The 25615-nt window shown below is 67.8% G+C and carries 23 protein-coding genes; 11 read left to right on the top strand and 12 right to left on the bottom strand.

The genetic code is table 11. From position 1 onward, the window contains the following. Nucleotides 1-16: 16 nt before the first annotated feature. From MXA07_RS03670 to MXA07_RS03660, 3 genes are all read right to left on the bottom strand, one after another. The gene (locus tag MXA07_RS03670; RefSeq protein WP_247730698.1) at nucleotides 17-1375 is read right to left on the bottom strand and encodes a 4Fe-4S binding protein; all 1359 of its coding nucleotides are present in this window, start codon (nucleotides 1373-1375) and stop codon (nucleotides 17-19) included. Nucleotides 1376-1598: 223 nt separating this feature from the next. Further along, nucleotides 1599-1817: a hypothetical protein gene (locus MXA07_RS03665; protein ID WP_247730697.1), complete on the bottom strand. Its 219-nt coding sequence runs from the start codon at nucleotides 1815-1817 to the stop codon at nucleotides 1599-1601. A gap of 187 nt (nucleotides 1818-2004) precedes the next feature. Further along, nucleotides 2005-2346 carry a hypothetical protein gene (locus MXA07_RS03660; RefSeq protein WP_247730696.1) on the bottom strand — a complete coding sequence of 114 codons (342 nt, stop codon included), beginning with the start codon at nucleotides 2344-2346 and terminating at the stop codon, nucleotides 2005-2007. Between the two features lie 299 nt (nucleotides 2347-2645). Between MXA07_RS03660 and MXA07_RS03655 the strand changes: the two genes are divergently transcribed. The 5 genes from MXA07_RS03655 to MXA07_RS03635 all read left to right on the top strand — a co-directional run bounded on the left by MXA07_RS03655 (nucleotide 2646) and on the right by MXA07_RS03635 (nucleotide 7443). Then, complete coding sequence (locus MXA07_RS03655; RefSeq protein WP_247730695.1) at nucleotides 2646-3230, top strand: hypothetical protein; 585 nt, start codon at nucleotides 2646-2648, stop codon at nucleotides 3228-3230. 421 nt (nucleotides 3231-3651) lie between these two features. Continuing rightward, entirely contained in the window at nucleotides 3652-4110 is a 459-nt protein-coding gene (locus tag MXA07_RS03650; protein WP_247730694.1) for an Lrp/AsnC family transcriptional regulator, read from the top strand. A gap of 264 nt (nucleotides 4111-4374) precedes the next feature. Then, nucleotides 4375-4635, top strand: coding sequence for a HalOD1 output domain-containing protein (locus tag MXA07_RS03645; protein WP_247730693.1), 261 nt, complete (start codon nucleotides 4375-4377; stop codon nucleotides 4633-4635). An 8-nt stretch (nucleotides 4636-4643) separates the two neighbouring features. Then, nucleotides 4644-5099, top strand: a complete 456-nt coding sequence (locus tag MXA07_RS03640; RefSeq protein WP_247730692.1) for a response regulator — start codon at nucleotides 4644-4646, stop codon at nucleotides 5097-5099. 175 nt (nucleotides 5100-5274) lie between these two features. Continuing rightward, nucleotides 5275-7443 (top strand): PAS domain-containing protein, encoded by a 2169-nt coding sequence (locus MXA07_RS03635; RefSeq protein WP_247730691.1) that lies wholly within the window; start codon nucleotides 5275-5277, stop codon nucleotides 7441-7443. Nucleotides 7444-7454: 11 nt separating this feature from the next. Here MXA07_RS03635 and MXA07_RS03630 read toward each other — a convergent pair whose 3' ends face one another. Beyond that, nucleotides 7455-7976 carry a hypothetical protein gene (locus MXA07_RS03630; protein WP_247730690.1) on the bottom strand — a complete coding sequence of 174 codons (522 nt, stop codon included), beginning with the start codon at nucleotides 7974-7976 and terminating at the stop codon, nucleotides 7455-7457. Between the two features lie 299 nt (nucleotides 7977-8275). Between MXA07_RS03630 and MXA07_RS03625 the strand changes: the two genes are divergently transcribed. The 4 genes from MXA07_RS03625 (at nucleotide 8276) to MXA07_RS03610 (ending at nucleotide 11717) form a co-directional block, all read left to right on the top strand. After that, on the top strand, nucleotides 8276-9304 hold the full coding sequence (locus MXA07_RS03625; RefSeq protein WP_247730689.1) for a hypothetical protein: 1029 nt from the start codon (nucleotides 8276-8278) through the stop codon (nucleotides 9302-9304). Between the two features lie 498 nt (nucleotides 9305-9802). Then, nucleotides 9803-10003, top strand: coding sequence for a hypothetical protein (locus MXA07_RS03620; protein WP_247730688.1), 201 nt, complete (start codon nucleotides 9803-9805; stop codon nucleotides 10001-10003). Nucleotides 10004-10251: 248 nt separating this feature from the next. Next, nucleotides 10252-10509, top strand: coding sequence for an HVO_A0114 family putative DNA-binding protein (locus MXA07_RS03615; RefSeq protein WP_247730687.1), 258 nt, complete (start codon nucleotides 10252-10254; stop codon nucleotides 10507-10509). Between the two features lie 110 nt (nucleotides 10510-10619). Then, nucleotides 10620-11717 carry a phosphotransferase family protein gene (locus MXA07_RS03610; protein ID WP_247730686.1) on the top strand — a complete coding sequence of 366 codons (1098 nt, stop codon included), beginning with the start codon at nucleotides 10620-10622 and terminating at the stop codon, nucleotides 11715-11717. Nucleotides 11718-12043: 326 nt separating this feature from the next. Here the strand turns inward: MXA07_RS03610 and MXA07_RS03605 are convergent, their stop codons facing one another. Both MXA07_RS03605 and MXA07_RS03600 read right to left on the bottom strand, forming a co-directional pair. Next, nucleotides 12044-13129: a DUF7972 family membrane protein gene (locus tag MXA07_RS03605; RefSeq protein ID WP_247730685.1), complete on the bottom strand. Its 1086-nt coding sequence runs from the start codon at nucleotides 13127-13129 to the stop codon at nucleotides 12044-12046. A gap of 144 nt (nucleotides 13130-13273) precedes the next feature. Beyond that, nucleotides 13274-14182 carry an aldo/keto reductase gene (locus tag MXA07_RS03600; protein ID WP_247730684.1) on the bottom strand — a complete coding sequence of 303 codons (909 nt, stop codon included), beginning with the start codon at nucleotides 14180-14182 and terminating at the stop codon, nucleotides 13274-13276. Between the two features lie 172 nt (nucleotides 14183-14354). Between MXA07_RS03600 and MXA07_RS03595 the strand changes: the two genes are divergently transcribed. Continuing rightward, complete coding sequence (locus tag MXA07_RS03595) at nucleotides 14355-15425, top strand: Gfo/Idh/MocA family protein (RefSeq protein ID WP_247730683.1); 1071 nt, start codon at nucleotides 14355-14357, stop codon at nucleotides 15423-15425. 83 nt (nucleotides 15426-15508) lie between these two features. Here the strand turns inward: MXA07_RS03595 and MXA07_RS03590 are convergent, their stop codons facing one another. The 5 genes from MXA07_RS03590 to MXA07_RS03570 all read right to left on the bottom strand — a co-directional run bounded on the left by MXA07_RS03590 (nucleotide 15509) and on the right by MXA07_RS03570 (nucleotide 20344). After that, the gene (locus MXA07_RS03590) at nucleotides 15509-16324 is read right to left on the bottom strand and encodes an ABC transporter permease (protein ID WP_247730682.1); all 816 of its coding nucleotides are present in this window, start codon (nucleotides 16322-16324) and stop codon (nucleotides 15509-15511) included. Further along, complete coding sequence (locus MXA07_RS03585) at nucleotides 16324-17001, bottom strand: ABC transporter ATP-binding protein (RefSeq protein ID WP_247730681.1); 678 nt, start codon at nucleotides 16999-17001, stop codon at nucleotides 16324-16326. The genes MXA07_RS03590 and MXA07_RS03585 overlap by 1 nt, the downstream gene beginning before the upstream one ends. A 596-nt stretch (nucleotides 17002-17597) precedes the next feature. Further along, nucleotides 17598-19121 carry a carboxypeptidase M32 gene (locus MXA07_RS03580; protein ID WP_247730680.1) on the bottom strand — a complete coding sequence of 508 codons (1524 nt, stop codon included), beginning with the start codon at nucleotides 19119-19121 and terminating at the stop codon, nucleotides 17598-17600. A gap of 105 nt (nucleotides 19122-19226) precedes the next feature. Beyond that, nucleotides 19227-19610 carry a hypothetical protein gene (locus tag MXA07_RS03575; protein WP_247730679.1) on the bottom strand — a complete coding sequence of 128 codons (384 nt, stop codon included), beginning with the start codon at nucleotides 19608-19610 and terminating at the stop codon, nucleotides 19227-19229. A 125-nt stretch (nucleotides 19611-19735) separates the two neighbouring features. Next, on the bottom strand, nucleotides 19736-20344 hold the full coding sequence (locus tag MXA07_RS03570) for a hypothetical protein (RefSeq protein WP_247730678.1): 609 nt from the start codon (nucleotides 20342-20344) through the stop codon (nucleotides 19736-19738). Nucleotides 20345-20740: 396 nt separating this feature from the next. Between MXA07_RS03570 and MXA07_RS03565 the strand changes: the two genes are divergently transcribed. Further along, a complete protein-coding gene (locus MXA07_RS03565) occupies nucleotides 20741-23902 on the top strand; it encodes an ATP-binding protein (RefSeq protein WP_247730677.1) in 3162 nt (1053 codons plus the stop codon). Between the two features lie 109 nt (nucleotides 23903-24011). Here the strand turns inward: MXA07_RS03565 and MXA07_RS03560 are convergent, their stop codons facing one another. After that, complete coding sequence (locus MXA07_RS03560; RefSeq protein WP_247730676.1) at nucleotides 24012-25532, bottom strand: carboxypeptidase M32; 1521 nt, start codon at nucleotides 25530-25532, stop codon at nucleotides 24012-24014. Between the last annotated feature and the right edge of the window lie 83 nt (nucleotides 25533-25615).

Genomic DNA, 25615 nt, shown 5'->3' with positions numbered 1-25615 from the left:
TCGCGGTAGAACGGCGTCAGTGCGACGCGAGGGCGACGGCGACGACGGCGGTGCTGCCGATCATCAGGGCGAGGTGCGGCAGGAACGCCTTCAACGCCCGGGTGGTCGAGTCGGTCATCGTCCGCGCCACCTGCCAGGCGATCAGAGCACTCCAGAGGACGGCGAGCCACAGCCAGCCGGTGCGGACGAACTCGTCCCAGGCGGCGACGACCGCCGGGCTCGCGCCCGTGGGAAGCGAGAGCGGGACGCCCAGACCGTCGAAGAACACGTTCAGCGCGCGCCCGCCGTCTTCGAGCAGCCCGCCGATGGCGTGACTCCCGAGCGTGAACATGAGCCCGAGGGGCGCGTACGCCAGTCCGAACTTGGTGTATGAGGCCGTCCAGTCGACCCCGCTCCACTCGCTCGCCAGCCGGTTGACCGCCGTAAAGACAAGGATCGTCGCCGCGATGCTGACGAGGTACGCCGCGGTCGGGGTGAGCAAGCCCGGGAGGCTATCGACGAACGCGGTCTCCTCGACGGCGTCTCCCAGCACGTGGTCGATCGGGAAGACGGCCCAGATGACGAGCGCGACGATCGCCTCGTCGACGAGCGGGATTCGCTCCGTGAGCACCGCCGCGCCCGGCCAGCGAAACCGGAGTTCGACGTCCTCCTCGGGCTGGCCGGCCGTACACGCCATGCAGGCGGTACACCGTCGGTCGGTGCTCAGGAAGTCGCTTTCGTACTCGAGCGTGGCACACTGGACGCCGGTCGCCCGGTTCTGGGCGATCTCGAACGGCGAGAACTTCGAGGCGACGCTCATCACGCCCGTTATGGGGCAGACGTACCGGCAGAAGGCCTGGCGCCGGTACACCAGGCTGACCGCGACCGCGACGCCGAGGATCGTCAGCCAGTACGCCGGAATGAGTCGGGGCGTATACGCCACCCCGACCTTGTACAGGGGCCACCGCGCGATCGCGAACGTCAGCGCGGTCAGCGACAGCACGGAGAGCGGCAGGCCGAGTACCACCCGTTTGCGGGTGTACATCGGGAAGTGTCGTCGCAGCCCGAACCGCTGCGTGAATCGCACGATCGCTCCGAGCGGGCACGCGTAGCACCAGATCCGCCCGAGCAAGAGGAGGCTGAACACCATCACGGGCGCCCACCAGAGGTCGAAAAACACCACGCTGCCGAAATTCGCCCCCGCATCCGCGGGTCCGACCGCGGCCCGGTAGATCGCATAGAAGAAGATCGCCACCGTACACAGGTTGACGGCGTGCTGGACGGCCTTGTTCGTGACGAGTAACCGGATCACACGGTTGTTCGTGATCGTGATTCCGGCGGTCGACTCGTGTCGGTCGGCTTCGTCTCGTTTCGAGCGGTGATTTTCTTTCGCCATGACCGGCCACAGGTCACTAACTTTCGTATTGTTTCTGGTGCAATAATCGAATGGCCGGACCGCAGACGCGATACACCGAAAGTTGCAGAGCCGGGAAACAGTGGAGCGATCGGTCGCTGGCGGCGGGCCCTGACGCCGGGGTTCCGCCGCGATGGGACCAGCCGTGAATGATCCGAAACGGGACGACGACAGATCCAACCGCCGCTGAACCGGCCCTCTCACCTCAACTCGGCTGCGTCTCCGTCCCGCCGCGAGCGACGCGAAGGATGCCCTGCGTCGCCAGACTGATGACGGTCCACTTCCAGGCGAGGACTGCCAGTCCCAGGTAGGCCGCCGCCCGGAGTCGTCGACCGCGCTGCAGCGCCCGTCGGGCCTGGTTGAGCGCCGAGACGACCGTCAGCGATCGCGTCGCCTTCGAGCCGAGGAGTTTCGAGATAACCATATTCGGTAGTGGCACCGACGCCGACTAACCCCTGACCCGGGACACGCAAGGCCGCCGGCGGCCGCCGTACGAGCGCCAGTTGGCCCGGCAACGGCTCACAGGGCCCACCGGCGAGTGAACGCATCCGACGGCACGGAATCTGCGAGAGTCGATCCGGATCGTCCACACGAATACGAACGGTCCGCACTCAGGAGCTGCTCTCGGTACCGGTGACCGGCATGGGCCCGTCGACGGTCATCCCGTTGATCACGACGAAGAGGACCAGGAGGACGAGACCCAGTGCGAGGAATCCCGCAACCAGTCGCCGCTGGGTGGGTGAGGATAGTTCCCACCGGTCGCGGGCCCAGTCGGTACCGAAGACGCCGGCCGCGGCCAGCGAAAGGCCGATGGCCGCGACGTGGATACCGCCGAGGAGAGAGGCGGGAAGGAGCAGGACGCCGAAGAGAGACACGAGCGCCCCGAGGGTGATCGCCACGACGTTGACGACGGTAGACAGGCCGCTCGCTTCGGTTGTTTGCGAAGGTTGCATTGGAGAAACCAGGGTGCCAGCGGTGATAGTCCTTCCGCATCTCGTGACACTCGCTATCGTTGGTTGCTCCGACCGGTCCTCGGTTCCCTCCGCCGGGGGCGGCCGCCGACGCGCGGCGGGGTGCATTCCCCCGCGAAGAACGGCCGACGGTTAGCAGCGGGCGCGACCCAACGAAGCGGCCGATATCGCCGCCTGCAACGCACCCATCAGATTCTTCGATCCTCCCGTCGACGTGTCACACCCGGCCGCTTTCCCCGGCGCTATTTGGTGCTGTGCGGTGTGCTACCAAATGCAAGTCGATGAGCCTCACAATTCGGTTCGACGAGCACGAAACCGCCCGCCTGACTGACGAACGGATCGAGACGGTGTCCCGGGATCGAATCGAGTTCGTCGCCGAGGGCAACCTCACGGTAACCGAATCGAAGATGGCGGCGGTGGCAGGGCGGACCCTGCGACCGACGACGGTAACACTCACGGTCGAGGACGAACGCCCGGTTCCGATCGATCTCACCGGACCGGCGACGCTCCGACTCGAAGACGCGGACGTCGGTATCGAACCGGCCGGTACCGACGCGGTCCCGTCGGAGGCGACCGCGCTCGAGTCGACGACCGACGACGGTCCGAACGGGGCCGACCCCACCTACGGCGTGCTCTCGTTCACCGTCGATGGTGCCGTTCAAGGGGTGCCCGAGGAGACGGTCGACCGACTCGCCGGCTCGAATGCGACGCTGCGATCGATCACGTTCACTCTCGACGACGAGACCAGAAGCAATGGGGGCACGAACGATACCGTTCTGGCGGTGACGCTGCTCGGCTTCGGCGTTCTCGTCCAGCGCAACGGTGTCGTTCGGGTCGGAATTGACGGCCGGGTTCCAGGCGTCTAAGCGCTCCGTGGCGCCTCCGGCCCGGCCGAGACGGTTCGATCACGGCGACGACCAGTTCCTCCGAATCGGCCGGCTGCTCGTGATCGACCGGGGCCCGGCGCTGACGGGTGCCACCCACGACGAGGAACCACCGGGCGTCCCGAACGAGACGGCGGTGTGGATCACGGCTTCGCGGCTTCGCGGAACGAGTGCTGAGCTACGAACTGAACGAACGCGCGGACGTAGCAGGGACGAGCCCTCGTGATCGTCTGTAGCGTCGTCGCGTGGCGTCGGTGGACGCACGATCGCGCCGGCGCGACGGTGGTGGGAGATCGCTCGGATCGGTGGGGCGTGATCGCACCGGCGACGGTCACGCGCCGCGGACCGTCGACCGATCGAACGGAACCAAACCCTTTTGCCCGGATCTCGTGGCGGGTACGGTATGGAACTCGACGAGGTCGATCAGGGGATCCTCCACGCGCTCCAGCGAGACGCTCGCAACAACAGCGCGGCCGACATCTCCGAGACGGTCGGCGTCGCCCCGAACACCGTCCGCAATCGCATCGAGCGTCTCGAGGCCAACGGCGTGATCGACGGCTACTACCCGCACATCAACTACGAGCACGCGAACTACCAGTTGCACGTGGTCTTCGTCTGTACCGTCCCGGTCTCGGATCGAGCGGCGCTCGCCGACGAGGCGCTCGGACTCGACGGCGTCGTCGGCGTCAACGAGCGGCTCTCCGGCCTGGAGAACCTGGCCGTCGAGATCGTGGCGCAGGACAGCGAGGCCATCACCGCGGCCGCGAGCGATCTCGAATCGATCGGCTGTACCATCAGCGACGAGTGGTTCCTCAGAAATACGCGCACCCGGCCGTTCGATCACTTCGGTCGGGAGGAGTGATGCTTCGGCCGCGGGTTGTGAGATGATTCGGACGAACGGTGTGCGCCCCCGCATCGGGGCGAGTCCGGCTGCATCACCGGTCGTTACATTCCCGTTCCGTTGCGTTGACATCCTCCCGGGGCTGAAGCCGCGGGCCTTCTCCTCGTGTTGCGGTAATCTTCAACCATAGGAATGCGGATTCGCGCAATGTGATCGCGATAATTGCGTATTGATCGGCCGAGTAAGGGAATCCCTTATGTAGAACGCAGAAGTTTACACCGGTGGATGACGCATCGAAGCACAATCGATTCGAGCGAAGGGAGTGTCCTGTCTATCGTCTCTCGGGTCGCCGACGAGGCCGGCGTCGAGCCGACGGATCTGCCGCCCCTGTACGACGCGATCGATCCCGAAGCGCTCTCCCGGCTCGCCGAATCGGCGTCCGGACCGCTCACCGTCCGGTTCGAGTTCGCGGGATACGAGATTCGCATCGACGAGGCGGGCGACGTCGAGCTATCCCCGGCGACCGAGCGCGTCCCCCAGCGGTGACCGAGGGGATGGGGCGACTCGAGGACGGGACCGTCCGGCCGGAAATGCTCCTCGTGGAGGACAATCCCGCCGACGCGCGCCTCGTCGACGCGGCGCTCGACGCGCTCGACCGCGAGGTGAACTTGCACGTCGTCGACGACGGGTACGGCGCGATCCAGCACCTCTCCCGGGAGAGTGCGGTCGATCCGCCGTCGCGCCCCGATCTCGTCCTCCTCGATCTCGACCTCCCGGGGAAGGACGGCGAGGCCGTGCTCGACGCGATCAGGCGCGACCCGCAACTCCGGACGTTGCCGGTACTCGTCCTCACCGGATCCGACCGCGATCGCGACGTCACCCGATCGTACGGGGCCTGCGCGAACGCGTTCGTGACGAAACCGGGCACCCACGAGGCGTTCGTCGACCTGATGGCGACGATCGTCGCGTTCTGGTTCGGCTCCGCCATCCTCCCGCCAGTTCCGCGGTAGGCGAGGGGTCGGTCCGACCGCGGCGGGTCGGCGCCGAGCCGGAGTGGGTCGACGGTGGTGCGTTCGTCACCGCCGAGGCGGGCCGGGTCGACGGTGGTGCGTCCGTCACGATCTGAGCAGTTGGCCGTGTCGCTTATGAGAAGGGAGGGTAATCTCCGGTAGAGGCAATCATACAGTGTCCGAGACCGATCCCGACGCCGCCGGATTTCTCACCGAGCGGTTCGTCGACAATCTCCCCGGGCTCGCCTATCGATGTGCACCGGAACCGCCGTGGGAGATGGCGTTCGTCGGCGGCGAGGTACGCGGGCTCACGGGCTACCCGGCGTCGGCGTTCGAGGACGGCGAGGTGCACTACGGCGACCTCGTGGTCGAGGCCGACCGGGGAACGCTCGAGCGCGAACTGGCGGCGAGCATCGAGGCGGACCGTCAGTTCACCACGACCTATCGGATCGAGACGCGCGGCGGCGAATCCAAGCACGTCTTCGAGCGGGGGAAGCCGGTCACCGACGCGGACGGCGACGTCGTCGCGCTCGAAGGGCTCGTTCTCGACATCACGCAGCGAAAGCGCTACGAGCAGACGCTCGAGCGGCAGAACGACCTCTTCGCCTACACCCAGGACGTGGCGAACGTCGGCGGCTGGACGTTCGACACGGAGACCGGGACGCTCCGCTGGACCGAGCAGGTGAAGCGGATCTTCGGCGTCTCGCCGGCGTTCGAACCGACACTGGAGGCGGCACTCGACCGCTTCCACCCGAGCGACCGAGAGACCGTCGAGACCGCGATCGAGCGGGCGATCGACGAGGCCGACCCGTACGATATCGAGTGCCGGATCGTTACGGCCGACGACGAGGTTCGCTGGGTTCGCACGAAGGGCGTGCCGCAGGTGATCGACGGCGAGGTGGTCGCGCTCCGCGGTGCGATCCAGGACGTTACAGATCGACGAGAACGGGAACGGTCGCTTCGCGACGAGCGGGCGTTCAGGGAGGGGCTCTACGAGGCACTGCCCGACCTGCTCTACGCCTTCGACGAGGAGGGAACGCTGACTCGCTGGAACGCCAAACTCGAGGCGGTCACTGGCTACACGAGCGAGGATATCGAATCGATGGCCCCGGTCGAATTCGTGGCGCCGGCCGACAGGGACGCCGTCCGCGAACACATTCGGCGCGTGTTCGAAACCGGCGAGTCGATCCAAATCAGGGCTCAGCTTCGGACGAACGAGGGCGAGACGATCCCCTACGAGTTTACGGGGGCGCTGATGCACCACGACGACGGCACCCACCGCGAACTGGTCGGCGTCGGACGCGACGTCTCGGCTCGCCTCGAGCGCCAGCGGCGGTTCGAGGCGGTGTTCAACAACACCTACCAGTTCACGGGGTTACTGAATCCCGACGGCACGATCATCGAGTTGAACGAGGCGAGCTTGCAGTTCATGGGCGCCGATCGCTCGGCCGTCGTCGGCACGCCGCTCTGGGACGCGCTCGACTTCCCCGACGAGGCGGATCGACGATCGATGCTGGCGGGCTACGAGCGCGTCCTCGGCGGCCAGCCGTATCGTGACGAACTCGCCGTCCAGGGCGCGGACGGCCAGTCCGTGATCGACTTCTCGATCCGGCCGATCACGAACGACGACGGCGAGCTCACCTTCCTCGTTCCCGAGGGGCGCGACATTACGGCGTTCAAAGAGCGCGAGCGGCTGGTCCGGGTCCTCCACCGACTGCTCCGGCACAACATCCGCAACGACCTCAACGTGATCCGCGGCTACGCCGACACGCTCTCGGACGGACTGACCGACGAGGATACCGTCGAGTACGCGGCGAAGATAGACGCCGCCGCTGAGAACCTGCTCTCGACCAGCGAGAAGGCAAAGCAGATGGTCGACCTGATCCTCCACCCGACGGCCGGCGACGACACGCTCACGCTGGGTCGGGCCGTCCAGGCCATCGCCGAGCGATTCAGGGAGCGCTACCCGGACGCGTCGATCGTGACGGCGGTCGAGGACTCGGTGGTCGTCGCGGCGGACGACCGCCTCTCGATCGCGCTCGCGCAACTCGTCGAGAACGGGCTCGAGCACAACACCGCGGCGACGCCGCGCGTCGACCTCCGGGTCTCCGAGCGCGACGGTCGCGCCCGTCTCGAGGTCGCGGACAACGGCGTCGGCATCTCGCCCGACGAGTGGAAGATGGTCACCGAGGAGGTGCGCAAGGAGCCCTCGCAAGTGCGCCACGGCAGCGGCATGGGACTGTTGCTCACCAGGTGGATCGTCGACGAGTTCGACGGCCGCCTTTCGTACGCGACCGACGAGTCGAACGGCAGCGTCGTCGCGGTCCGCCTGCCGACCGCGTGAGGGCCGACCGATCAGTCGGCGCTCGTATCGTCGAACCGTTCGTCGTCGATTTCGGGTTCGTCGCCGAACTCGGTATCCTCGTGTGCGGGGCCATCACCGGTCTCGGCGGGACCGTCCGACTCGGATCCGTTCGCCGAATCGGACCCGGTCTGGATCTCGATCTTCGTTCCCTCCGGGTCGTCCGACTCGCGGCCGACGAGACCGTCGAGACCGCGCTCGGTCTCGCGTTCGATCAGCCAGGCGAACTGCCACAGGCGTTCGAACTCGGCGCTGATCCCGCGGCCGGTGACGCGTCCGGTGGTGAACTCCTCGATGCTGTGGGCCCCTTCGGGGTGAAGATACTGCAGCGGGTGGTCGGTGGGCACCTCCCGCAGGTCGACGTCGATCGACCACAGCAGCGGCAACACCTGGACCGCGTAGCCCTGCGGTTTCGGCGCCTTTCGCCCCGCCGCGGTGAGGACGGTGCTCGCGATGCTCGATTTCGCGTCGGTGTCGTAGTAGACGCCCGGCGCGCCGGGAACTGAAATGCGCATGGGGAGGGGGAGTCGCCCGTCCGGAAAGAGTTCCTGCCCGGCAGGTGCCGGGTCGGCGAGCGACCGGCTCCCCGACCGCTCGGCGAGTTCGACTCGCCCGTTCCAGGGAGAACGGCGCAATCGCGTTCCGCTTCGAGCCGACGCGCCGTCGGAGCGGCGTACGCTCCCGTTCCGGTAGTCGTCGCGCTCGATCGGCGCCGCGCCGTCGGCGTAAATTTTCGACTTACCCCGGCCAATCGTCGGTTACGAAAGTCCATCTATCCACACATATTTTGTATCGGCCATTGTCGTCGGAACTGATGCTTCGCGATCCCAAACTCGGACGACGCACCGCGCTCAAGCGCGCCGCCGCCGTCGGCACCGTCGTCGTCGGACTGGGGGCCGGACGGTCGGCGGCGTCGACGGCCGCGGCGCCGGACCCTGACTACACGATAAACAAGGCCGACGAACACACCTGGCGACACGGGGACGGCAACGGTCCGTGCACGGCCGCTGACAACGGCGTCGCGTACAACCTCGGGTTCGTCGCGATCGACAGTCAACCGGGCGGCACGGGGTGTTCGGGGACCGATCAGTTCGAACACCGGATGGTACTCTACGGCATCGGGAGCGGTGCCCGTGATTCGGACCAGTTCGGGCCGGGTGCGGCAGCGTACATTCGCGATCACACGTGCGAGGCCCAGGCGAGTAGCGCCGATACCGAGTGTGGGGAGGACACGGTCGATACCGCCCAGTCGTTCGGGTTCGGCCTCCCGGCCTATCGCGTGGACGAGCTGATCGAGGAGTACCACTACGGCGAGAACAAGCCGACGCCCGACACGTACGCGGAGGCGAAGGATCGCCTCGATACGGCGGCCGACGTCTACGACCAGATCGAACGCTCCGAGTTCGATCACTGGGACAGCGTGACGGCCTTCGGCGCGCTGGGGATCGGGACCGTCGGCCTGGTTTCGTCGTCGGTGACCTGGCCGATCCTCGGCGTGGGATACTCGGCGGCGACGTTCCTCGATACGCTCCAGGACGAAGCCGACCAGTACGTCGCGCGCGATCTCGACGGCGGGGACGGGTTCCGGACGTACATGGAGACCGAATCGCAGGTCGGCGGGTGGGGCCTGGCCGGTCACTACCACGATTTCGAGGTGACGGTCCCGGCCGGCGAATCCCTGGATCTGGACGTCTGGCACCAGATCGGGTTCCACGAGGAAGACGCCTGCGGGAACCCCGTCGACGGCATGATCGACTCGAGCTACTCCTACACCGTCCACGTACCCGCGAACGAGGCGGGCGACGACGATCCGGACACCCCCTGGGTCGAGTTCAGTCGGTAGGCTGGTTCGACGGGAGGTCACCCGTTCGGGCCGTGCGGTCGGAGCGTGTCGGGTCGCCGCCCGGTCATCCGTCTTCGGTACCGGTGGCGTCGCGGTGAGCTACCGGCGGCGCGTCGGCCGACGACCACGGAGATGACGCCTCCCCGGACACGTGGGCGCCCGATACGGTGATGGGCGATCGAGTCAACGACCGGTTGATTCCGACACCGATCAGATAATTTAATAGCCATTCGTGTAGACTGACCGAACGGAAGCCACGCGCTCCATCGCTCGCGCGGGGACACGCGACTAGAAATGTCCCGGGTGCTTGGACCACCCGAGACGTGGCTTCCAAATCCCGGAGAGGGATTTGTCCACCATGCTTGCAAACAGACCACTGAGGCAAAAAGGTCTCGCCCGCCTGTGGTATCGTCAGTCGAATCTCCGTCCCGAATTCGTCTTGGATTCTACGCCGATCGTGGAGCTATATCTTCGATTCGGTCCGCTGGAGGGTGCGTGATGGGGCGATACGACGCCGGCGCGCCCTCGCGGGACCCCGACTGCGAGCGCTGCGGAGCGGGGTTGACCGACGATCACTGGGTGCGCCTTCGTGCGTTTCATCAGGGCACCCTCGTCGATCGGTATCGGGATTCGGAGAAGCGGATCTGTTCGGACTGTCTGGCCGCGCTCGGGATGCTGGAGTTCGAAGCGACGCGGTAGTTCGGAGCTGAGTCGGCCGTGGAACGGGTGGCAATCGCGTACCGTCTGACCGGCCGGTCGTGAACGCGTGGACGAACTTCCCGACCACGCTTCACCTGATCCATGATCACGAACGCGCTACATATCGCGGTCGAACCGACCACGGACTTCTTCGAGGCAGCCCTCGAAGACGTCCGCGAACCCGAGGGAGATGCGGACGTGGAAGACGATACGTCCTCAGTCTCCCGGACGAAGAGACCCTCGAACGGGTGCCGAGCGCGAAGCATCTCGAACTCGTCCGGACGATCGCCACCGAGGAACTCGAGAGCGTTCGCGAGTTCGCACGGCTGGTCGACCGTGACGGCAAACCCGTCTCGACGGCACTGAATCGGCTGGAAGCGATCGGCCTCGTCGAACTCGAAAGCGACGGACGGTCGAAGAAGCCGACAGTCTGGTACGATCGCGTGGATATCGACATCCGGGTGACGCCGGCGCCGAGCGACGACTCCGACGTTGCCTTCGCGTAGGGATCCGTGCGGCTTCCGACGGAGGAGTCGGTCCGACCGTTGAGTGGAAATGGACTTCGGACGATCACGTTCCCCGGGGCTTGTATCCCACCGTATCCAACGCGGTGACGATGACCGACGACCGAACGATTCCCTTGGAGACCATCTCGCGGATGATCGCCGCCATCGAGCCGGACGCGACCGTTCGCGAGGCGACGCCGGCCGAGAGCGGCCACCTCCCGGTCTATCAGCTCGTCGTCGAAACGCCGGGCGGCTCCCGCGACTGGGTGCTGAAAGCGTCGCCCGACGGCGACCGGCACGGCATCGACACGGAAGCGCGGTTGCTGGCGCTCGTCGACGACCGGACGTCGATCCCGGTTCCCGCCGTCGTCGGCGCCGTCGATTCCCACCCGACGCTCCCCGCTCCGTTCTTCGTGATGGAGACCGTCGCGGGCGAGCGGATCCCGAAGCGCCGGATCGGGGAGCTGTCCGGTCCGGTGGTCGAGCGGCTGGCACGGGGGACGGGACGATACCTCGCCGAACTCCACGAGCTGGACGGGCCGGCGGGGTACGGCCAGGTCGATATCGCGCAGTCGCAGTCCCTCGACGGGGATCGCCCGTCCGTCGGCGCGACCCAGTTGACCGTCACCGACCTGCAGGGGCGGTCGGACGTCGCGAGCGCGGAGTGGCCCGCCGTCGTCCGAAGGTGGACCGAAGACGCGCTCGAGCGGCACGAATCGACGCGGTTCGGCGACCTGACCGGAGAGATTCGTCCGACGATCCGCGACCGTCTCGAATCGCTTGACGGACCGTTCGACCCGGTGCTCGGCCGGATCGACCACGGCCTCCACAACGTCCTGCTGGACCCCGAAACGGGCGCGCTCACCGGCGTGATCGACTGGGCGTTCACCCTCTCGGTGCCCCCGATCTACGATCTTGGCTGCGTCGCGGCCAACCTCTCGCTGGGTCCCTGGTCGATCCATCCGTCCGCGCCGGATCGCCGACGGGCGATCAGGGAGGCGCTGCTCGAAGGCTATCGAGCGGGCGGCCGGACTGTCGATGTCGACCGGTACCACCGGCACCGATCGGCCTACGAACTGCTCGCCCTGGTCAGGGCGATGAACCACCTCGATCTGGTGACCGACATGGCGATGCCGGGCGCGACGGCCGCCCAGGTCGACGAAGCCGCGGCGGCATACCGGCGCCTCCTCCGCGAGCGGCTCGGGTGAGCGGCGTCGATCGTGCGGTGACGGGCCGCTCCGTGGTTCCGGGCTCCGTTGCGCCCGTTTCTGCCGGGGTAGGGTGGCTGCGGCGGGGTAGGCGATGTGAGTTGACGCCGCTTCCACGGGGGCACGCCCCGCGGTGCTGTCGCGGCCGAATCGACTCCGTTCTGGGCTTCCGAAGGACGCTCGTCGAAACCTATCGAGACCAGTCGTTCGCCGAAGGTTGTGACCATCGCGCGAAGCGTTCAGATCCGCAATGGGGATCGTCTTTCATCGACAACCGTGTGAGAGTCTCTCGCGGGTGCCTGGAAATTCAGTTTCCGGTTCGGAGGCTAAATTTGCCGATCGTGATCGACCACCTCCCGATCGTCGTCGGGCCGTCGAGCATCAAATGGACCGATGAAGAGCGTCGAGCGCGACAGTGCAGCCAGTCGAAATACGTACGAGATGAGCAGTACGAACGGAGTGAGTGCGATCGAAATCGCTCCGCTGACGAACAGGAGTTGCTTTTCGAGGCCGAATATCTGTCCGGGAAAGACGGACGGAGCATAAATTTGGGCCGTACAATACGTGATGAGGATGGCCGGCAAGCCGGTGTACAAGAGCGCCTCGGAGAGACTGATGTACTCCTGGCGGATGTAGATCGTTTTCAGGTACTCCCGAGAAACGGTGAACAGTTCGAGGAGTTCGTTCATCTCGTCAACCGCCTCCGATAGCGATTCCGAAAGCGGTTCGTCGCGGGTCCGCTGTATCCCTCGGAGGGACCGAACCTTCTCGGAGGTCGCGAACCGTAACACCGCAGAAACCACTTCGAACCGTCCGAAATGGCTGGACGAGAGTAGCTCACTAACGATTCGCGCTTCACGGGTAACCGCATTCGTAAACTCGTCGGTTCTGTCCTGTAATACCGGGTCACCGGTACGAGAGGACACCTCATCGATGTGGTTCGCCTGGTCGATAATCGCCTCCAAGAGAGCCGCTAGAAACGTTGCAGGGGAGACGGGACTGACTTTCGTTCCGGTGTGGGCTTCCACTTGCTGCCGCAACTTTATCGACTCGTCGAAGCGCTCCCGTTGATCACCAACAGATCCTAATCCGGGTGAGAGGACGAGCTGGTTGATCGAGAGAACGATAACGACGACCGAGACGATCGCCTTCAAGAGCTCGACGAGAGCCGTTCCTGGCGAGACTCCGTCCGTCAAGAAGGTCTGAACGGGGACTGGTCCGAACGACCCTACCAGGACGATCACCGTGAAACTCGCACCGAGCAGGAGTCCAGCGACCGTGTTTCGATTTGCGTCCAACAGCACCCACCGCTTCACTTCGAGAAGTCGGCGTCTGGCGGGATCGCGCGGCGGGGTGTCGTAGGTGGCATCGTCAATCTTCCGAATAGGTTTCGACGCACCCTCGTCAGACATACAACTCCAAATACCGACGAGCCTTCTAATGGTTAGGCAATACGGACCGACCATCTCCCTGCGAACGCATCAATGGCTGGGAAGATCGCCGACGGGCGTGCGATATCGTTTCCCTGCCCCGATCGTTCGACGCGATCGGGACGCCTACTCGCCCGCGACGGCGTCCAGTTCGGCCATCTCCTCGTCGGTCAACGCCAGGTGCGACGCGGCGACGTTCGACTCGAGGTGGTCGACGCTCGAGGTCCCCGGGATCGGGAGCGTGACGTCCGAGTGTGCCAGCAACCAGGCCAGCGCGACCTGCCGGGGCGTCGCGTCGCGGCCGCCGGCCACGTCCGCCAGCACGTCGGCGACGCCCTCGTCCTCGACGGTGTACATCGGTCCCCAGGGGATGAAGCCGATCCCGTACTCCTCGCAGGCCTGCAGGACGGCTTCGTCCTCGCGGTAGCCGACGTTGTAGCGATTCTGGACGGTCGCGATATCGACGATCTCCCTCGCCGTTTCGAGCTGCTCGACGGTGACGTTCGAGAGGCCGACGTGGCCGATCTCGCCTTCGTCTTTCAGCTCCGCGAAGGCGTGGATCGAGTCCTCGAAGTCGACGTCGGGATCCGGTCGGTGGTGCTGGTAGAGGTCGATTCGGTCGGTCCGGAGCCGGTCGAGGCTACACAGGGCCTGATTTTTGAGGTACTCCGGATCCCCGTGGGCGATCCAGTCGCCCTCGCGGTTGCGGAGCAACCCGGCCTTCGAGGCGACGACCGCGTCCTCGGCGCCGACGGGGTCGTCGTCCGCGGCTCGGTCGTCAGCCGCCGCGTCCTCGCCCAGCACCTCGCCGAGCAGGCGCTCGCTCGTACCGGGGCCGTAGGAGTCCGCCGTATCGATCATGTCGACGCCGAGTTCGACGGCGCGGCGGACGACGGCTTTCGCCTCGGCCTCGTCGTCCGGTGGGCCGATGATGTCCTCGCCGGTGATCCGCATCGCGCCGAATCCGAGTCGCCTGACCGTCAGCTCGCCGCCGATGTCGAACGTGTCGCTCTCGTTGGTCGGTCCGGACGCCATGCGGGTTCGTTGCACCACCAGTCACAAAGTCGTGTGGCTACGGGCAGTCGACGTCCCGCGCCGGGACGATTCTGCGACTCTCGGTGGGTGGCGAGGCCGCACTGGGCACCGCAGCGAACACAGCGTGGCCGCTATCCGCACCTTCTTGCCTCGGGCGCACCACGACCCGTGCATGCATCAGGTCGGGATCGTCGGCTGCGGCGTCATCGGGTCGCGCCTCGCGGCCGCGTTCGACGAGCACGAGCGGACCGAGATCCGGGTCGTCTGTGATCGCGTCGGGTCGAAGGCCGACTCGATGGCGGCAGAGTACGACTGCGAGGGGGTAACCGACGTCGACGACCTCGTCGCGATCGACGCGGTCGATATCGTCTACGTCGGCGTCCCGCCGAAGCACCACGCGCCCGTCGTCCGGGCCGCGCTGGGCGCGGACAAGCACGTCATCTGCGAGAAGCCCATCGCCGAGACCGCCGCGGTCGGCCGAGAGCTGACTGCACTCGCTCGCGAGAGCGATCGGACGACCGCGATCAACTTCCCGTTTCGCTACGCGCCGGGGTTCCTCGAGCTGCGCGAGCGGATCGCGGCCGGTGATATCGGCGCGCCCAAACGCGTCAGCCTCCGGTTTCGCTTTCCGCGGTGGCCTCGGGAGTGGCAGGACGTCGACTGGCTCGCCGGCCGGGACCAGGGCGGCCCGCTCCGGGAGGTCGGGAGTCACCTCGTCTTCGGGACCCAGGAGCTGTTCGGCGGCGTCGGCGACGTGACGGCGGACGTCCGGTTCACTGGCCCGGAAGCGTACGAGGAATCCATCGTCGGCACGTTCCGCGCCGGCGGCGACGGCGCGCGGGTCGCCGGTGACGACGCGACCACGACCGGCACCGTCGACGCTGGCGGCGCCGTCGACGCGACAGCCGCTGGCCCAATCGGCGCGGGCGGCGCCGTCGACGTGGACGAACCCGTCCCCGGGACGATCGACCTGCTCTGTGACTGTGCGGGCAGCGAGGAGAACAGCCTCACCGTCGAGGGGACCGACGGGGCGCTGGCGCTGCGGGCGTGGCACCGACTCGTCGCCGATCCCGGCGAGGACGGCGAGCGCGTGCTCACAGAGGACGCCGGCGAGACGGAACTCGCGCTGATCGACGCGTTCGTGACCGCGCTGGACGGGGGCGACGGCGACCTCGTCTCGTTCGGCGAGGCGACGCGCGTGCAGGCGGTCGTCGACGAGATCCTCGGCGTCGACGGCGTCTGAGCGAACTGCCGGCCTCCGAGCGAACTGGGCCCCCGGCCCGCCGAAAGCGAGTGGGATCGCGACGCCGCCGACCGGTCGGCGAGTCACCCACTCGATTCCGTCTCGACGGGGCGCAACTGCTCGGCGTCGGTGAAGACGTACTGGCCGATCAGCAGGCTGCTGGTCATGCTCGTCAGCCCGCCGGCGGCGAAGATCATCGCCATGATGACGAACTGGTAGAGCGCCGCGTAGACCGGGTTCTCGCCGGCGAGGATCATCCCGGCCATGATGCCGGGGATCCAGACCCACCCCAGGCTCTTCAGCGAGTCGATGACCGGGATGAGCGACGCCCGAACGCCCGTCTCGACGTGTCGGGCGATCACGGCCGTCGGCGGCGCTCCGAGCGCCAGTCCCGCTTCGATCTCGGCCCGGTTCGACGCGATCTCGCTCCGGAACCGATCGAGTGCGAGCGAGTTCGTCTGCATCGCGTTGGCGATGATCATGCTCCCGACCGGGACGAGGTTCCGAACGGTCGGCTCGATCGCTCCCGCGAGCGTCATCACGGCGATCACGAGCCCCGAGCCGAAGACGATCGCGACGAACGAGACCCGGACGACGCCGGGCAGTCCCGCGCCGCGATTTTTGGTGATCCACGTCGCCCCGAGCATCATCCCCAGCAGGATGACGCCGCTCCAGACGAACTCCACCGTCAGCAACACGCCGACGATCGATCCCATCGCGACGATCTGGATCAGCCCCCGGACGAGGGCGACGACGAATTCGCGCTCGAGGGTGAGCCCGCGGAAATGCGAGATCCCGATCACGATCGCGGCGAGGACGGACGCGGCGGCGACCTGCGAGAGTCCCCTGAGGAGGACGGGATCGACGAACTGCTCGAGGAACTCCTCGACCGGCGCCATCAGGCCAGCACCTCCTCGACCGGGCCGACGCCGTCGACTTCCCCGTCGCGGAGCACCAGGACGCGGTCGGCGAGTCGTCGCGCCTGCGCCTCGTCGTGGGTGACCAGCACGACGGCGAGATCGAGATCGCTGACGAGACCGGTGAGGAGGGCCTCGACGCGTTCTTCGGCGGCGGAGTCGAGGTGCGAGGTCGGCTCGTCGAGCAAGAGGACGTCGGGCTCGTTCAGCAGCGTGCGAGCGATCGCGACGCGCTGTCGCTCGCCGCCGGAGAGCGTCTCGACGTCACGATCCGCGTAGCCGTCGAGGCCGAGGCGGTCGAGTATCGCCTCGAGACGCGCCTCGTCGACCGGCTCGTCCCGCAGGAGCGGGCCGCGGGCCGCGTTCTCGAAGACGGTTCCGGGGACGAGCGCGGGATCCTGCGGAACGAGTCCGACGCGCCGACGGAGCGTTCGCGGCGGGATCGCTCGGTAGTCCTCGCCGTCGACGAGCACCGTCCCTTCCGTGGGTTCGTCGAGCCGGTTGAGGAGTCGGAGAAACGACGACTTTCCCGCGCCCGACGGCCCGACGACGGCCAGGACCGTCGATTCGGAGACCGAGACGGAGACGTCTTCGAGGATCCGGTCGCCGTCGACGACGCGGCCGAGGGTTCGCGTCTCGAGTAGAGGGGTCGGCGTCATTGGTGAGCTGGGAACGCGGGTTCGGCGGTTCGGTACGCGGCGGCGTGCGATCGTCGGCTCGAGCACGCGGGATCGGTCGAACGAAGCGGATCGGCGGCCGAGTCGGTCCAGTACCGGCAACGCGCCTTCGTGGCTCGTCCCCTCATCGTTCGGTCCGCGCGGGTCTGCGATCGATCGGTCCTGGCGACGAACCCGACGATGGCGCGCTACCTCGCCGCCAAGAGAGCGATACGTACTTTCGACAGTAGGGGTTACAATCTTTCGAAAGAAGCGATTGCAACCGCCTTATTGCGGCGCTGGAACGGGCTATTGCGGCGAACCGAGTCCTCGCGGCCCGGGCGGGTCGCTCGGCACGGTCGGCGAAACCAGTTCGGCCCAGGAGGTGCGGGGCGATCCGGCTCGGTGGCGATGGACGGGGCTGAGGCGCCGTCCGGTCCGCCGTCGAACCCCCTATCGACTTTCCACGGGTCGGAACCCGCTGCCAGCAACGGCGAACCTTAGCTGGTATTCCCATGCCGGGAAGCCGCGCCGTCGTCGGGATCCGCCCGCCAGCCGGAGGCATCGTCGATCCCTCTCCGTTTAGGGCGCGGATGATGTCACAGTCCGTATAACTCGGCGAACTTCTCGTCGACGTACTCGATGAAGTGCTCGGCTGTCAGGGGCTCGCCCGTCGCTTCCTCGATCAGTTCGTCGGTCGGGTAGCGCCGGCCGTGACGGTGAACGTGTTCTTCGTGCCACTCGCGAAGCCGGTCGAACTCGCCCTCGCGGATCAGGCCGTCGACGTCGAGGTCCTCGCGCATCGCGGCGTCGAGTTGGGCAGCGAGGACGCTCCCGACGGTGTAGCCGTGAAACACCGCGAGGCCCGAGGACCAGTGGATGTCCTGGAGACACCCCTCCGCGTCGGTCTCGGGGACGACGCCAAGGTACTCGTCCATCTTCCGGTTCCAGACGCCGGGGACCTCGTCCACGTCGAGGTCGCCCCGGACGAGCGCGCCGTCGATCTCACAGCGGAGGATGATGTGCAGGTGGTAGGTCAGTTCGTCCGCCTCGACGCGGATCGGGTTCTCGGGGTAGATCCGGTTGACCGCGGCGTAGAGTTCGTCGACGGTCGCGTCCTCGAGCGACGGAAAGTGCTCCTGCAGCGTGGGGAGAAATAGCTCCCAGAAGGGTTTCGTGCGGCCGACGTGGTTCTCCCAGAATCGAGACTGGGACTCGTGGACGCCGGCCGAGCGCGACTGTCCGAGCGGCGAGCCGTACGCGTCCCCACGGAGGCCCAGCTGGTAGGTGGCGTGGCCGAACTCGTGGACGGTGGCCAGCAGGCCGGGAATCGGGCTCGACTCGTCGAACCGGGTCGTCACGCGACTGTCGAACTGCGTCCCCGACGTGAACGGGTGCGCGGAGACGTCGAGCCGACCTCGATCCCAGTCGTAGCCCAGCAGGTCGAGCGCGTCGCGGTAGAGCGCCTCCTGGGCCGCAGTGTCGTAGGTGCCCTCGAACAGGTCCGGGAGCGTTCGGCCCGCGGATCGGATCCGGTCGAGCAACGGGACGAGGTGCTCGCGGAGCTCGTCGAAGATGGCGTCCACGCGCTCCAGGGGGAGGAACGGCTGGCGATCCTCGTACTGGACGACGTACGGGTCGCGATCGGGGTCGATGGCGGCCGAACGCTGCCGTTCGAGATCGATCAACTTCTCGAGTCGCGGCGCGAACGCGTCGTAGTCGGCCGCGGCCCTGGCGTCCCGCCAGACCGCCTGGCTCTCGGCCCGGTGTTCCGAGAGCTCGGCGACCAGCTCGGCCGGAACGCTCGCCGCCCGGTCGTACTCGCGACGGATCTCGCGGACGATCGCCGCGTCGTCGGACAGCGATCCATCATTGCGTTGGAGAGACCCCTCGACCGCGTCGAGCAGCGACCCGATTTCGGGGTCGGTCAGCGACTCGTGGCTCGCCGTCGACAGGGCGCCGAGTTGCTTCGCCCGCGCGGGCGTCCCGCCCTCGGGCATCGTCACCTGCTGGTCCCAGCGCACGAGGTTGCCGACGTCCTGGAGGTAGACGTATCGTGCGTATCGATCCGCGAGATCGTCGATCGCCGCGTCGACCGACTCGTATTCGTCAGGCGTTGGCATGCAACGAACCGGTACGGCCGTCGATAAGTCACTTTGGGTGTCGGAAAGAGGCCTTTCGGCGGAGCGGTGTGCGTGCCTCGTCGCGGCCAGATACCGCCGTGTCCCCTAGAACAGGCCCCGACCGAAGGCGATCACGGCGAGGTTGTTCGCAAAGACGGCGAAGCCGGCGGCCACGAGCAGGCCGAGAAAGCACTCGACGGAGACCGCCGTCGGCCGACGATAGGCAGCCGGCAGTTCGCGGACGAGTTCGAAGAGGGCATGAAAGAGCCCCGCCAGGACCACCAGCACGAGGACGTGTGCGACGACGATCACCGCGAGCGATTCGTCGAGCACCAGCGCCATCAGCGGATTCACCTCGCCGTCGACGCCGACGGCCGAGCGCGCGGCCAGCGACGTCAGCAGGTCGACCGTCAGGAAGAGAAAGAGGGCGACGGCTGCCCAGTCCCAGTACTCGTCGTCTCGCTCTCGGGCGTCGATCCGGTCGGTCATGGGGGTCCTCGCGAGTCCGCCGAGCGGGTCTCGGGGGTCGTCGTAGAGCCGGTTCGAACGGGTTCGGAATGAAGGTTGCGGCCGGTCGCGACGCGGGTTCGAGCCCGCGCCGGCGCTCACAGCGTTTACCGCGTGTCGAGTCCGAGTTGGCGCTGTCTGGCGAGTTCGAACAGGCTGATCGCCGTCGCGATGGCGCCGAGGGCGACGGCGCCGAGGACGAGCCCGGCGTCGGCGGTCAGCGGCCCGGTCGAGGTGGCGAAGAGGCCGGTCGAAGCGGCCAGCACGATGGTGATCGCGGCCATCACGAGCGGGACGGCGGCGACGGTGATCGGACCCGCCAGCCCCGGCGAGTTCGGTTCCGGCTCGGGTCGTCGAACGAACCGGATCGTCTCGCCCCGAAAGCGACGGGTGAACGCCCGCCACTCCGTCGGATCGTCGCGGTGGGCGCCGATCGAGTAACAGACGACGGCGTCGTAGCGATCGGCCAGGACGTGAAACTGCGTCCGGAATCGCTGGCCGAGCTCGGCGGCGAACAGCACGGCGACGCCGTCGACGACGACGTCCGCGGCTTCGGCCCGCCCCGGTCGCTCGACCGCGGCGTCCGGATACCGCTCGCGCAGGAAGGACGCGAGGGCGGCCGCCGGCGTCGGCGACGACCCGTACTCCCACGCCTCGAGAACTGACTCGAGCTGGTCGACCGATGCGGACCCCCCAGTCCGACGCCACCCACCCATGATTCAACGTGCGACGCCCGGGACTAAAACGGGTTCACACCGTTCACCGTTCGCCAGCCGCGGTTTGGCGTTCAATCCGACCGATACGGCGTGGCCGCTCCGATGCCGCGACCGACCGATCGGGGCCCCGAAACCGCACGCCGTCGCCGGGGCCAGTCGCTTCAAGGGCTCGTTTCTCTACGCCAAATGTCCGGTGAAGCGCAATAGCACAAATATATGGCAGAGGAAATTTATTTTATTCATATTAGAGACCATTCTACTCCAGATAAATAGACTCGACCAGGCGGTGAGGAGGGCCGGCGGGCGAGACCGCGTCCCGGTGGGCTGTGTCGGAGAGCGAGTCGACGAATCAGGGGCCTGAACTGTTTTACGGGTCGGCGACTAACCCGCGGATCGATGGCCTCCTTCGACGTCGCAGACCTCGTCGTTCTCGCGCTGGATCCGAGCGGACGGGTCGACGGAGCGGCGAGCGCCTCGGCGGCCGACCTGGCCGAGACGATCGCGTTCGGGGAGTCGCTCGCCGATCGCGTGCAACTCCTGTCGGTCCTCTCGACGCTGGCCGAGGACGGGCTCCTCGCGGCGTCGGTCGAAAGCGATCCCGACCGCCCCGGCGAGCGGACCCGCTACGCGTTGACCGACGTCGGGCGCGAGCGAGCGGCCGCCCTCCGCGAGTCGCTTCGGGACGAACGCGTCACGATCGTCGACGGGGATGCCGAGCGCGCGTGTCCGCTGCTCGACGTGCCCGAGGTCGCGGACCGGTCCGTCGCCGCGGCCCTCGTCGAGCGTTCGCCGTCGGGCGAACTCGTCCTCGAATCGCCGACGAGCGACGTGGTCGACCGTGCCGACGAGGTCGGTCGCCTCCGCGAACTCGTCGAATCGACCCCCGACGCGGGGGCGCGCTCGATCGTCCTCGCCGGCGACCGCGGCGTCGGCAAGACGACGGTGGTCGAAGCCGTCCTCGATCGGGTCCGCGAGGACCGTGTCGCCACGTACGTCGGCAGGGCGTCGCCGGGTGGTGACGTCCCGTTCGGCCCGGTCCGGGACGCGTTCGCGGCGGGCACCGGCCCGGCAGACGACCCCTTCGACGTCGAGGCGGGGCTCGAGACGCCGGACGAGACGACCTACCGCGCGCGGCGAGCGTCGATCTTCGCGGGCGTCGCCGACGCGCTCGTCGATCGGGCCGCCGCGGGGCCGGTCGCATTCGTCGTCGAGGACCTCCAGTGGGCCGACAGCGCGACGATCGACCTGCTCGCGTACCTGACTGCCGAACTCGAGGAGGCGCCGGTCGCCCTCCTGTGTACCCACGCCCGGGACGGGGTGGCCGAGCCGGACCCGCTCGCGGCGGCGTGTTCGACGGGCGCCGAACCGACCGTCGTCGAACTCGCTCCGTTCGACCGGGCGACGACGGCCCGGCTTATCGAGGCCGAACTGGGCAGCCGCGGGCTGCCGGAGGAGTTCACGGACGCCGTCTACGCCGAGACGGGTGGCAACCCGCTGTTCGTCGTCGAGACGGTGACCGGCGCGCTCGAAACCGGGGCGCTCGACCCGCGCGTCGATCGCTATCCCGCCGACGCGGCGGCGCTTTCCGTCCCGGACGTCGTCGAGGAGACGAGTCGGAGTCGGTTCGAACGCCTCGAACCGGAGACGCTGTCGGTCGTCGCCGCCGGCGCCGTCCTCGACGAGCCGTTCTCGATGGCCGAGCTCGTCGCCCACACCGCGCTCGACCCGGCGACCGTGCGAGAGCGGGCCGACCTTCTGGTCGACGCGGCCGTCTGGCGCGAGGTGCCCGGCGGCTATCGCTTCCGCAGCGAGAGTCTGCGCCGCGGCGCGCGGTCGGCGATCGACGCGGATCGGCGCCGCGACCTCCACCGCGAGGTCGCGATCCGCCTGGCCGACGAGGCGGATCCCAACCACGCGTCCATCGCGGATCACTTCGAGCGGGCCGGCGAGCCCGGCGCGGCGCTCGTCCACTATCGACTGGCAGGGGCCGACGCCGAGGCCGTCTACGCCCACGACGTGGCGGTGGCACACTACGAGCGGGCGCTCTCGCTCGCCCGCGAGCAGGAGCGCGATTCGGCCGTCCTCGAACTCCTCGAATCCCTCGGCGACTGTCACTACACGCGCGGCGCGTACGACGAGGCGGACCGGCACTTTCGGTACGTGCGATCGGCCACCGACGAACCGGACCGTGTCAGGCGAAGCTACGTCTACCAGGCGCGCGTGCATCACGAGCGCAACGAGTACGAGCGGGCGAAAGCGCTGGCCCGCCGCGGCCTCGAGGTCGGCGGCGACGAGGTGACGGAGGAAGTCTGCTGGCTCTACGACGCCCTGGGAAGCGCCGCGATGAAGCGGGGCGAGTACGAGACGGCGATCGAGTGCTTCGAAACCCAGCGCGAGTACGCCGCGTCGATCGGCTTCGACCGCTCGGTCGGGCGCGCGTTCCAGAGTCTGGGATCCACCCTGCGTCGGCAGGGGTCTACCGAGGCCGCGATCGAACGCGGCGAACGAGCGGTCGACGTCCTCGAACGGGCCGGCGCGGACCGCGAACTCGCCACCTGTCTGAACGACCTGGCGCTCAGCTACCGCCGTGCCGGCCGCGCCGGGGCGTTCCGCGAGACCATCGAGCGGGCCCACGAGCTGGCCGAGCGGACGGGCAACGTCCGCGCCCGGATCCTCGCGACGCACAACCTCGCCGACGCCGTCAAGCGCGACGGCGATCGCGAGCGCGCTCGATCGCTCTACGACGAGGCGGGCGAGCTGGCCGACCGGGCCGGCGACGACGACACGGCCGCGGTCGCGCTGTGGAATCGAAGCCTGCTCGACGTCGCGACCGGCGACGTGCCCGCGGGCATCGACGGCTTCGAACGCGCCCTCGAACGGATCGACGAGTCGGAAGACCGCCAGAAACGGGCCCAGTGTCACGCCCACCTCGGGCGAACCTACGCGGTGTGCGAACGGTTCGAGGCGGCGCGACGCCACGTCGCGACGGCCCAGCGAATCGCCGCCGACGACGAGCTCGATCGGCTCGCGGCCCTCGCGGCGGCGAACGCGGGCAGCGTCGCGCGAGCGTCGGGCGACCTCGATCGCGCGATCGCCCACGGCGAGCGGGCGCGCTCCATCGTCGCGGATCTCGACGACGCGCGGACGACGAGTCACGTCCTCGATCAGCTTGCGCGGTCGCGTCTCGCCACGGGCGAGGCGACGGCGGCGCTCAAGCTCGCCAGGCGGGCGGAGGCGGCCGTCCCCGACGAGGACGCGCCGGCGGCGGTCCGCGTCGGCATCACGATCGGGGGCGCGCTCCGGGCCGCCGGCGAGTACGACGCCGCTCGCGACCGCCTCGAAGCCGTTCGCGAGGACGCCGTCGAGCGATCGGTCGCGTCGGCGATCCGCGTCCGCCGGGAACTGGCCCGGCTCGCCCGCGACACCGGCGCCGCCGACCGCGCCCGCGAGCACTACGCCAGCGCGATCGACCGGGCCGAGTCGGCCGGGGCGACGCGCTACGTGACGGACCTGACCGACGAGCGCGCATCGCTGGAACACCGTCACGAGTCGGCCTGAGAACCAGCGTCTCGGGCGGCAGCATTCGATACGCCGAGACCGCAGAAACGCCAGTTCGGCCGGCGACGCTCGCCCGTCGAAATCGGCCGTCCGGGAATCGCCGACCGCCTCAGCCGTCCAGGTCGTAGAGGCGACCGTACTTCTCGGTCGCGTAGTCGATGAACGCGTCGGCGCTGTAGGGCTCGCCGGTGGCCCGCTCGACCAGGTCCGGCGTGGTGTACTTCGCGCCGTGGCGGTGAACGTTCTCGCGGAGCCAGCCGTTGAGGTCGTCGAACTCGCCCTGCCGAACCTGTGCGTCGACGTCGCCTACTTCGTCCTCCGCAGCCGCGTACAGCTGGGCGGCGAGGACCGAACCCAGCGAGTACGTCGGGAAGTAGCCGAACGAGCCGTGGCTCCAGTGGATGTCCTGCAGGGCGCCCTCGGCGTCGGTCTCGGGGCGAACGCCCAGGTACTCCTCGTACTTGTCGTTCCAGACCTGGGGGACGTCCTCGACGTCCAGGTCGCCCGAGATGAGCTCGCGCTCGATCTCGAAGCGGACGATGATGTGCATGTGGTAGGTCAGCTCGTCCGCCTCGGTCCGGATGACGTTGTCGTCGTAGACCTGGTTGGCCGCCTCGTAGGCCGCGCGCGGCGAGACGTCCGCGAGCGCGGGGAAGCGCTCGGCGGCGGTCGGCAGGAAGAACTCCCAGAAGGCTTCCGAGCGGCCGACGTGGTTCTCCCAGAGCCGGGACTGGGACTCGTGGACGGTCAGATCGCGAGACTCGCCCAGCGGCGTGCCGTACCCCTCGTCGGGCAGCCCGAGCGTGTAGTTGGCGTGACCGAACTCGTGGACCGTCGAGGTGATCGAGCCGAGCAGGTCTTCCTCGTCGAAGCGGGTGGTCACCCGGGCGTCGAACTGCGTCCCGGTCGAGAACGGGTGCGGCGCGGTGTCGAGGCGGCCGCGGTCCCAGTCGTAGCCCAGCGCGTCGAGGACGTCCCGGGAGAGTTCCTCCTGCCGGTCGGCGTCGAACTCGCCGTCGAAGGCGCCGCCCAGCTCGACGTCGCTGTCGGCGATCGCGTCGATCAGCGGGACGAGTTCGTCGCGCAGTCGTTCGAGGACTCGCTCGGCCGTCTCCAGGTCGAGGTAGGGTTCGTACTCGGCGAAGAGGACCGCGTAGGGATCCGCGTCGGGATCGATGTGTGCGGCGTACTCGCGCTTGAGCTCGACGAGGTTCTCGAGCGTCGGGGCGAACGTCTCGAAGTCGGCCGCCTCCTTGGCCTCCGTCCAGACGGGATGTGCGTTGGTCGTCGCCTCGGAGATCTCCTCGACGAGCTCCGTGGGGACGCTGGTCGCCCGGTCGTGCTTCCGGCGGATCTCGCGAACGACGGCCGCGCGATCGTCGTCGAGCTCGGCGTCCTCGAGTTCGTCGAGCAACTCGCCGATCTCGGGATCGGTGAGTTCCTCGTGGGAGAGCGAGGAGAGCGTGGAGAGCTGTTTCGCCCGCGCGGGCGTGCCACCCTCCGGCATCATCACTTCTTGGTCCCAGCGAAGGACACCGGCACCGGCGGTGATGTTCGCGATTCGTTCGACGCGCGATTCGAGTTCCGCGTACGCGTCGGGAACCGACGCGGACTCCTGTTTCGTCGCCATTGGCAGTATTTGCGAGTCCACCGGTATGAACGTCGTGGTATCGGCACGACGACCGGTAGTTTTCTGTGGTAACAACTAACACA

Origin of the sequence: Halovivax limisalsi (assembly GCF_023093535.1) — an archaeon.
Classification (GTDB): domain Archaea; phylum Halobacteriota; class Halobacteria; order Halobacteriales; family Natrialbaceae; genus Halovivax; species Halovivax limisalsi.
Note: the sequence above shows the minus strand (reverse complement) of the source record. Positions and strands in the feature narration are given on the sequence as shown.

Excerpts from the sequence above, each read along its gene's own strand:
- MXA07_RS03670 (WP_247730698.1), bottom strand. The coding sequence starts at position 1,375 with ATGGCGAAAGAAAATCACCGCTCGAAACGAGACGAAGCCGACCGACAC.
- MXA07_RS03665 (WP_247730697.1), bottom strand. The coding sequence starts at position 1,817 with ATGGTTATCTCGAAACTCCTCGGCTCGAAGGCGACGCGATCGCTGACG.
- MXA07_RS03660 (WP_247730696.1), bottom strand. The coding sequence starts at position 2,346 with ATGCAACCTTCGCAAACAACCGAAGCGAGCGGCCTGTCTACCGTCGTC.
- MXA07_RS03655 (WP_247730695.1), top strand. The coding sequence starts at position 2,646 with ATGAGCCTCACAATTCGGTTCGACGAGCACGAAACCGCCCGCCTGACT.
- MXA07_RS03650 (WP_247730694.1), top strand. The coding sequence starts at position 3,652 with ATGGAACTCGACGAGGTCGATCAGGGGATCCTCCACGCGCTCCAGCGA.
- MXA07_RS03645 (WP_247730693.1), top strand. The coding sequence starts at position 4,375 with ATGACGCATCGAAGCACAATCGATTCGAGCGAAGGGAGTGTCCTGTCT.
- MXA07_RS03640 (WP_247730692.1), top strand. The coding sequence starts at position 4,644 with ATGGGGCGACTCGAGGACGGGACCGTCCGGCCGGAAATGCTCCTCGTG.
- MXA07_RS03630 (WP_247730690.1), bottom strand. The coding sequence starts at position 7,976 with ATGCGCATTTCAGTTCCCGGCGCGCCGGGCGTCTACTACGACACCGAC.
- MXA07_RS03625 (WP_247730689.1), top strand. The coding sequence starts at position 8,276 with ATGCTTCGCGATCCCAAACTCGGACGACGCACCGCGCTCAAGCGCGCC.
- MXA07_RS03620 (WP_247730688.1), top strand. The coding sequence starts at position 9,803 with ATGGGGCGATACGACGCCGGCGCGCCCTCGCGGGACCCCGACTGCGAG.
- MXA07_RS03610 (WP_247730686.1), top strand. The coding sequence starts at position 10,620 with ATGACCGACGACCGAACGATTCCCTTGGAGACCATCTCGCGGATGATC.
- MXA07_RS03605 (WP_247730685.1), bottom strand. The coding sequence starts at position 13,129 with ATGTCTGACGAGGGTGCGTCGAAACCTATTCGGAAGATTGACGATGCC.
- MXA07_RS03600 (WP_247730684.1), bottom strand. The coding sequence starts at position 14,182 with ATGGCGTCCGGACCGACCAACGAGAGCGACACGTTCGACATCGGCGGC.
- MXA07_RS03595 (WP_247730683.1), top strand. The coding sequence starts at position 14,355 with ATGCATCAGGTCGGGATCGTCGGCTGCGGCGTCATCGGGTCGCGCCTC.
- MXA07_RS03590 (WP_247730682.1), bottom strand. The coding sequence starts at position 16,324 with ATGGCGCCGGTCGAGGAGTTCCTCGAGCAGTTCGTCGATCCCGTCCTC.
- MXA07_RS03585 (WP_247730681.1), bottom strand. The coding sequence starts at position 17,001 with ATGACGCCGACCCCTCTACTCGAGACGCGAACCCTCGGCCGCGTCGTC.
- MXA07_RS03580 (WP_247730680.1), bottom strand. The coding sequence starts at position 19,121 with ATGCCAACGCCTGACGAATACGAGTCGGTCGACGCGGCGATCGACGAT.
- MXA07_RS03575 (WP_247730679.1), bottom strand. The coding sequence starts at position 19,610 with ATGACCGACCGGATCGACGCCCGAGAGCGAGACGACGAGTACTGGGAC.
- MXA07_RS03570 (WP_247730678.1), bottom strand. The coding sequence starts at position 20,344 with ATGGGTGGGTGGCGTCGGACTGGGGGGTCCGCATCGGTCGACCAGCTC.
- MXA07_RS03565 (WP_247730677.1), top strand. The coding sequence starts at position 20,741 with ATGGCCTCCTTCGACGTCGCAGACCTCGTCGTTCTCGCGCTGGATCCG.
- MXA07_RS03560 (WP_247730676.1), bottom strand. The coding sequence starts at position 25,532 with ATGGCGACGAAACAGGAGTCCGCGTCGGTTCCCGACGCGTACGCGGAA.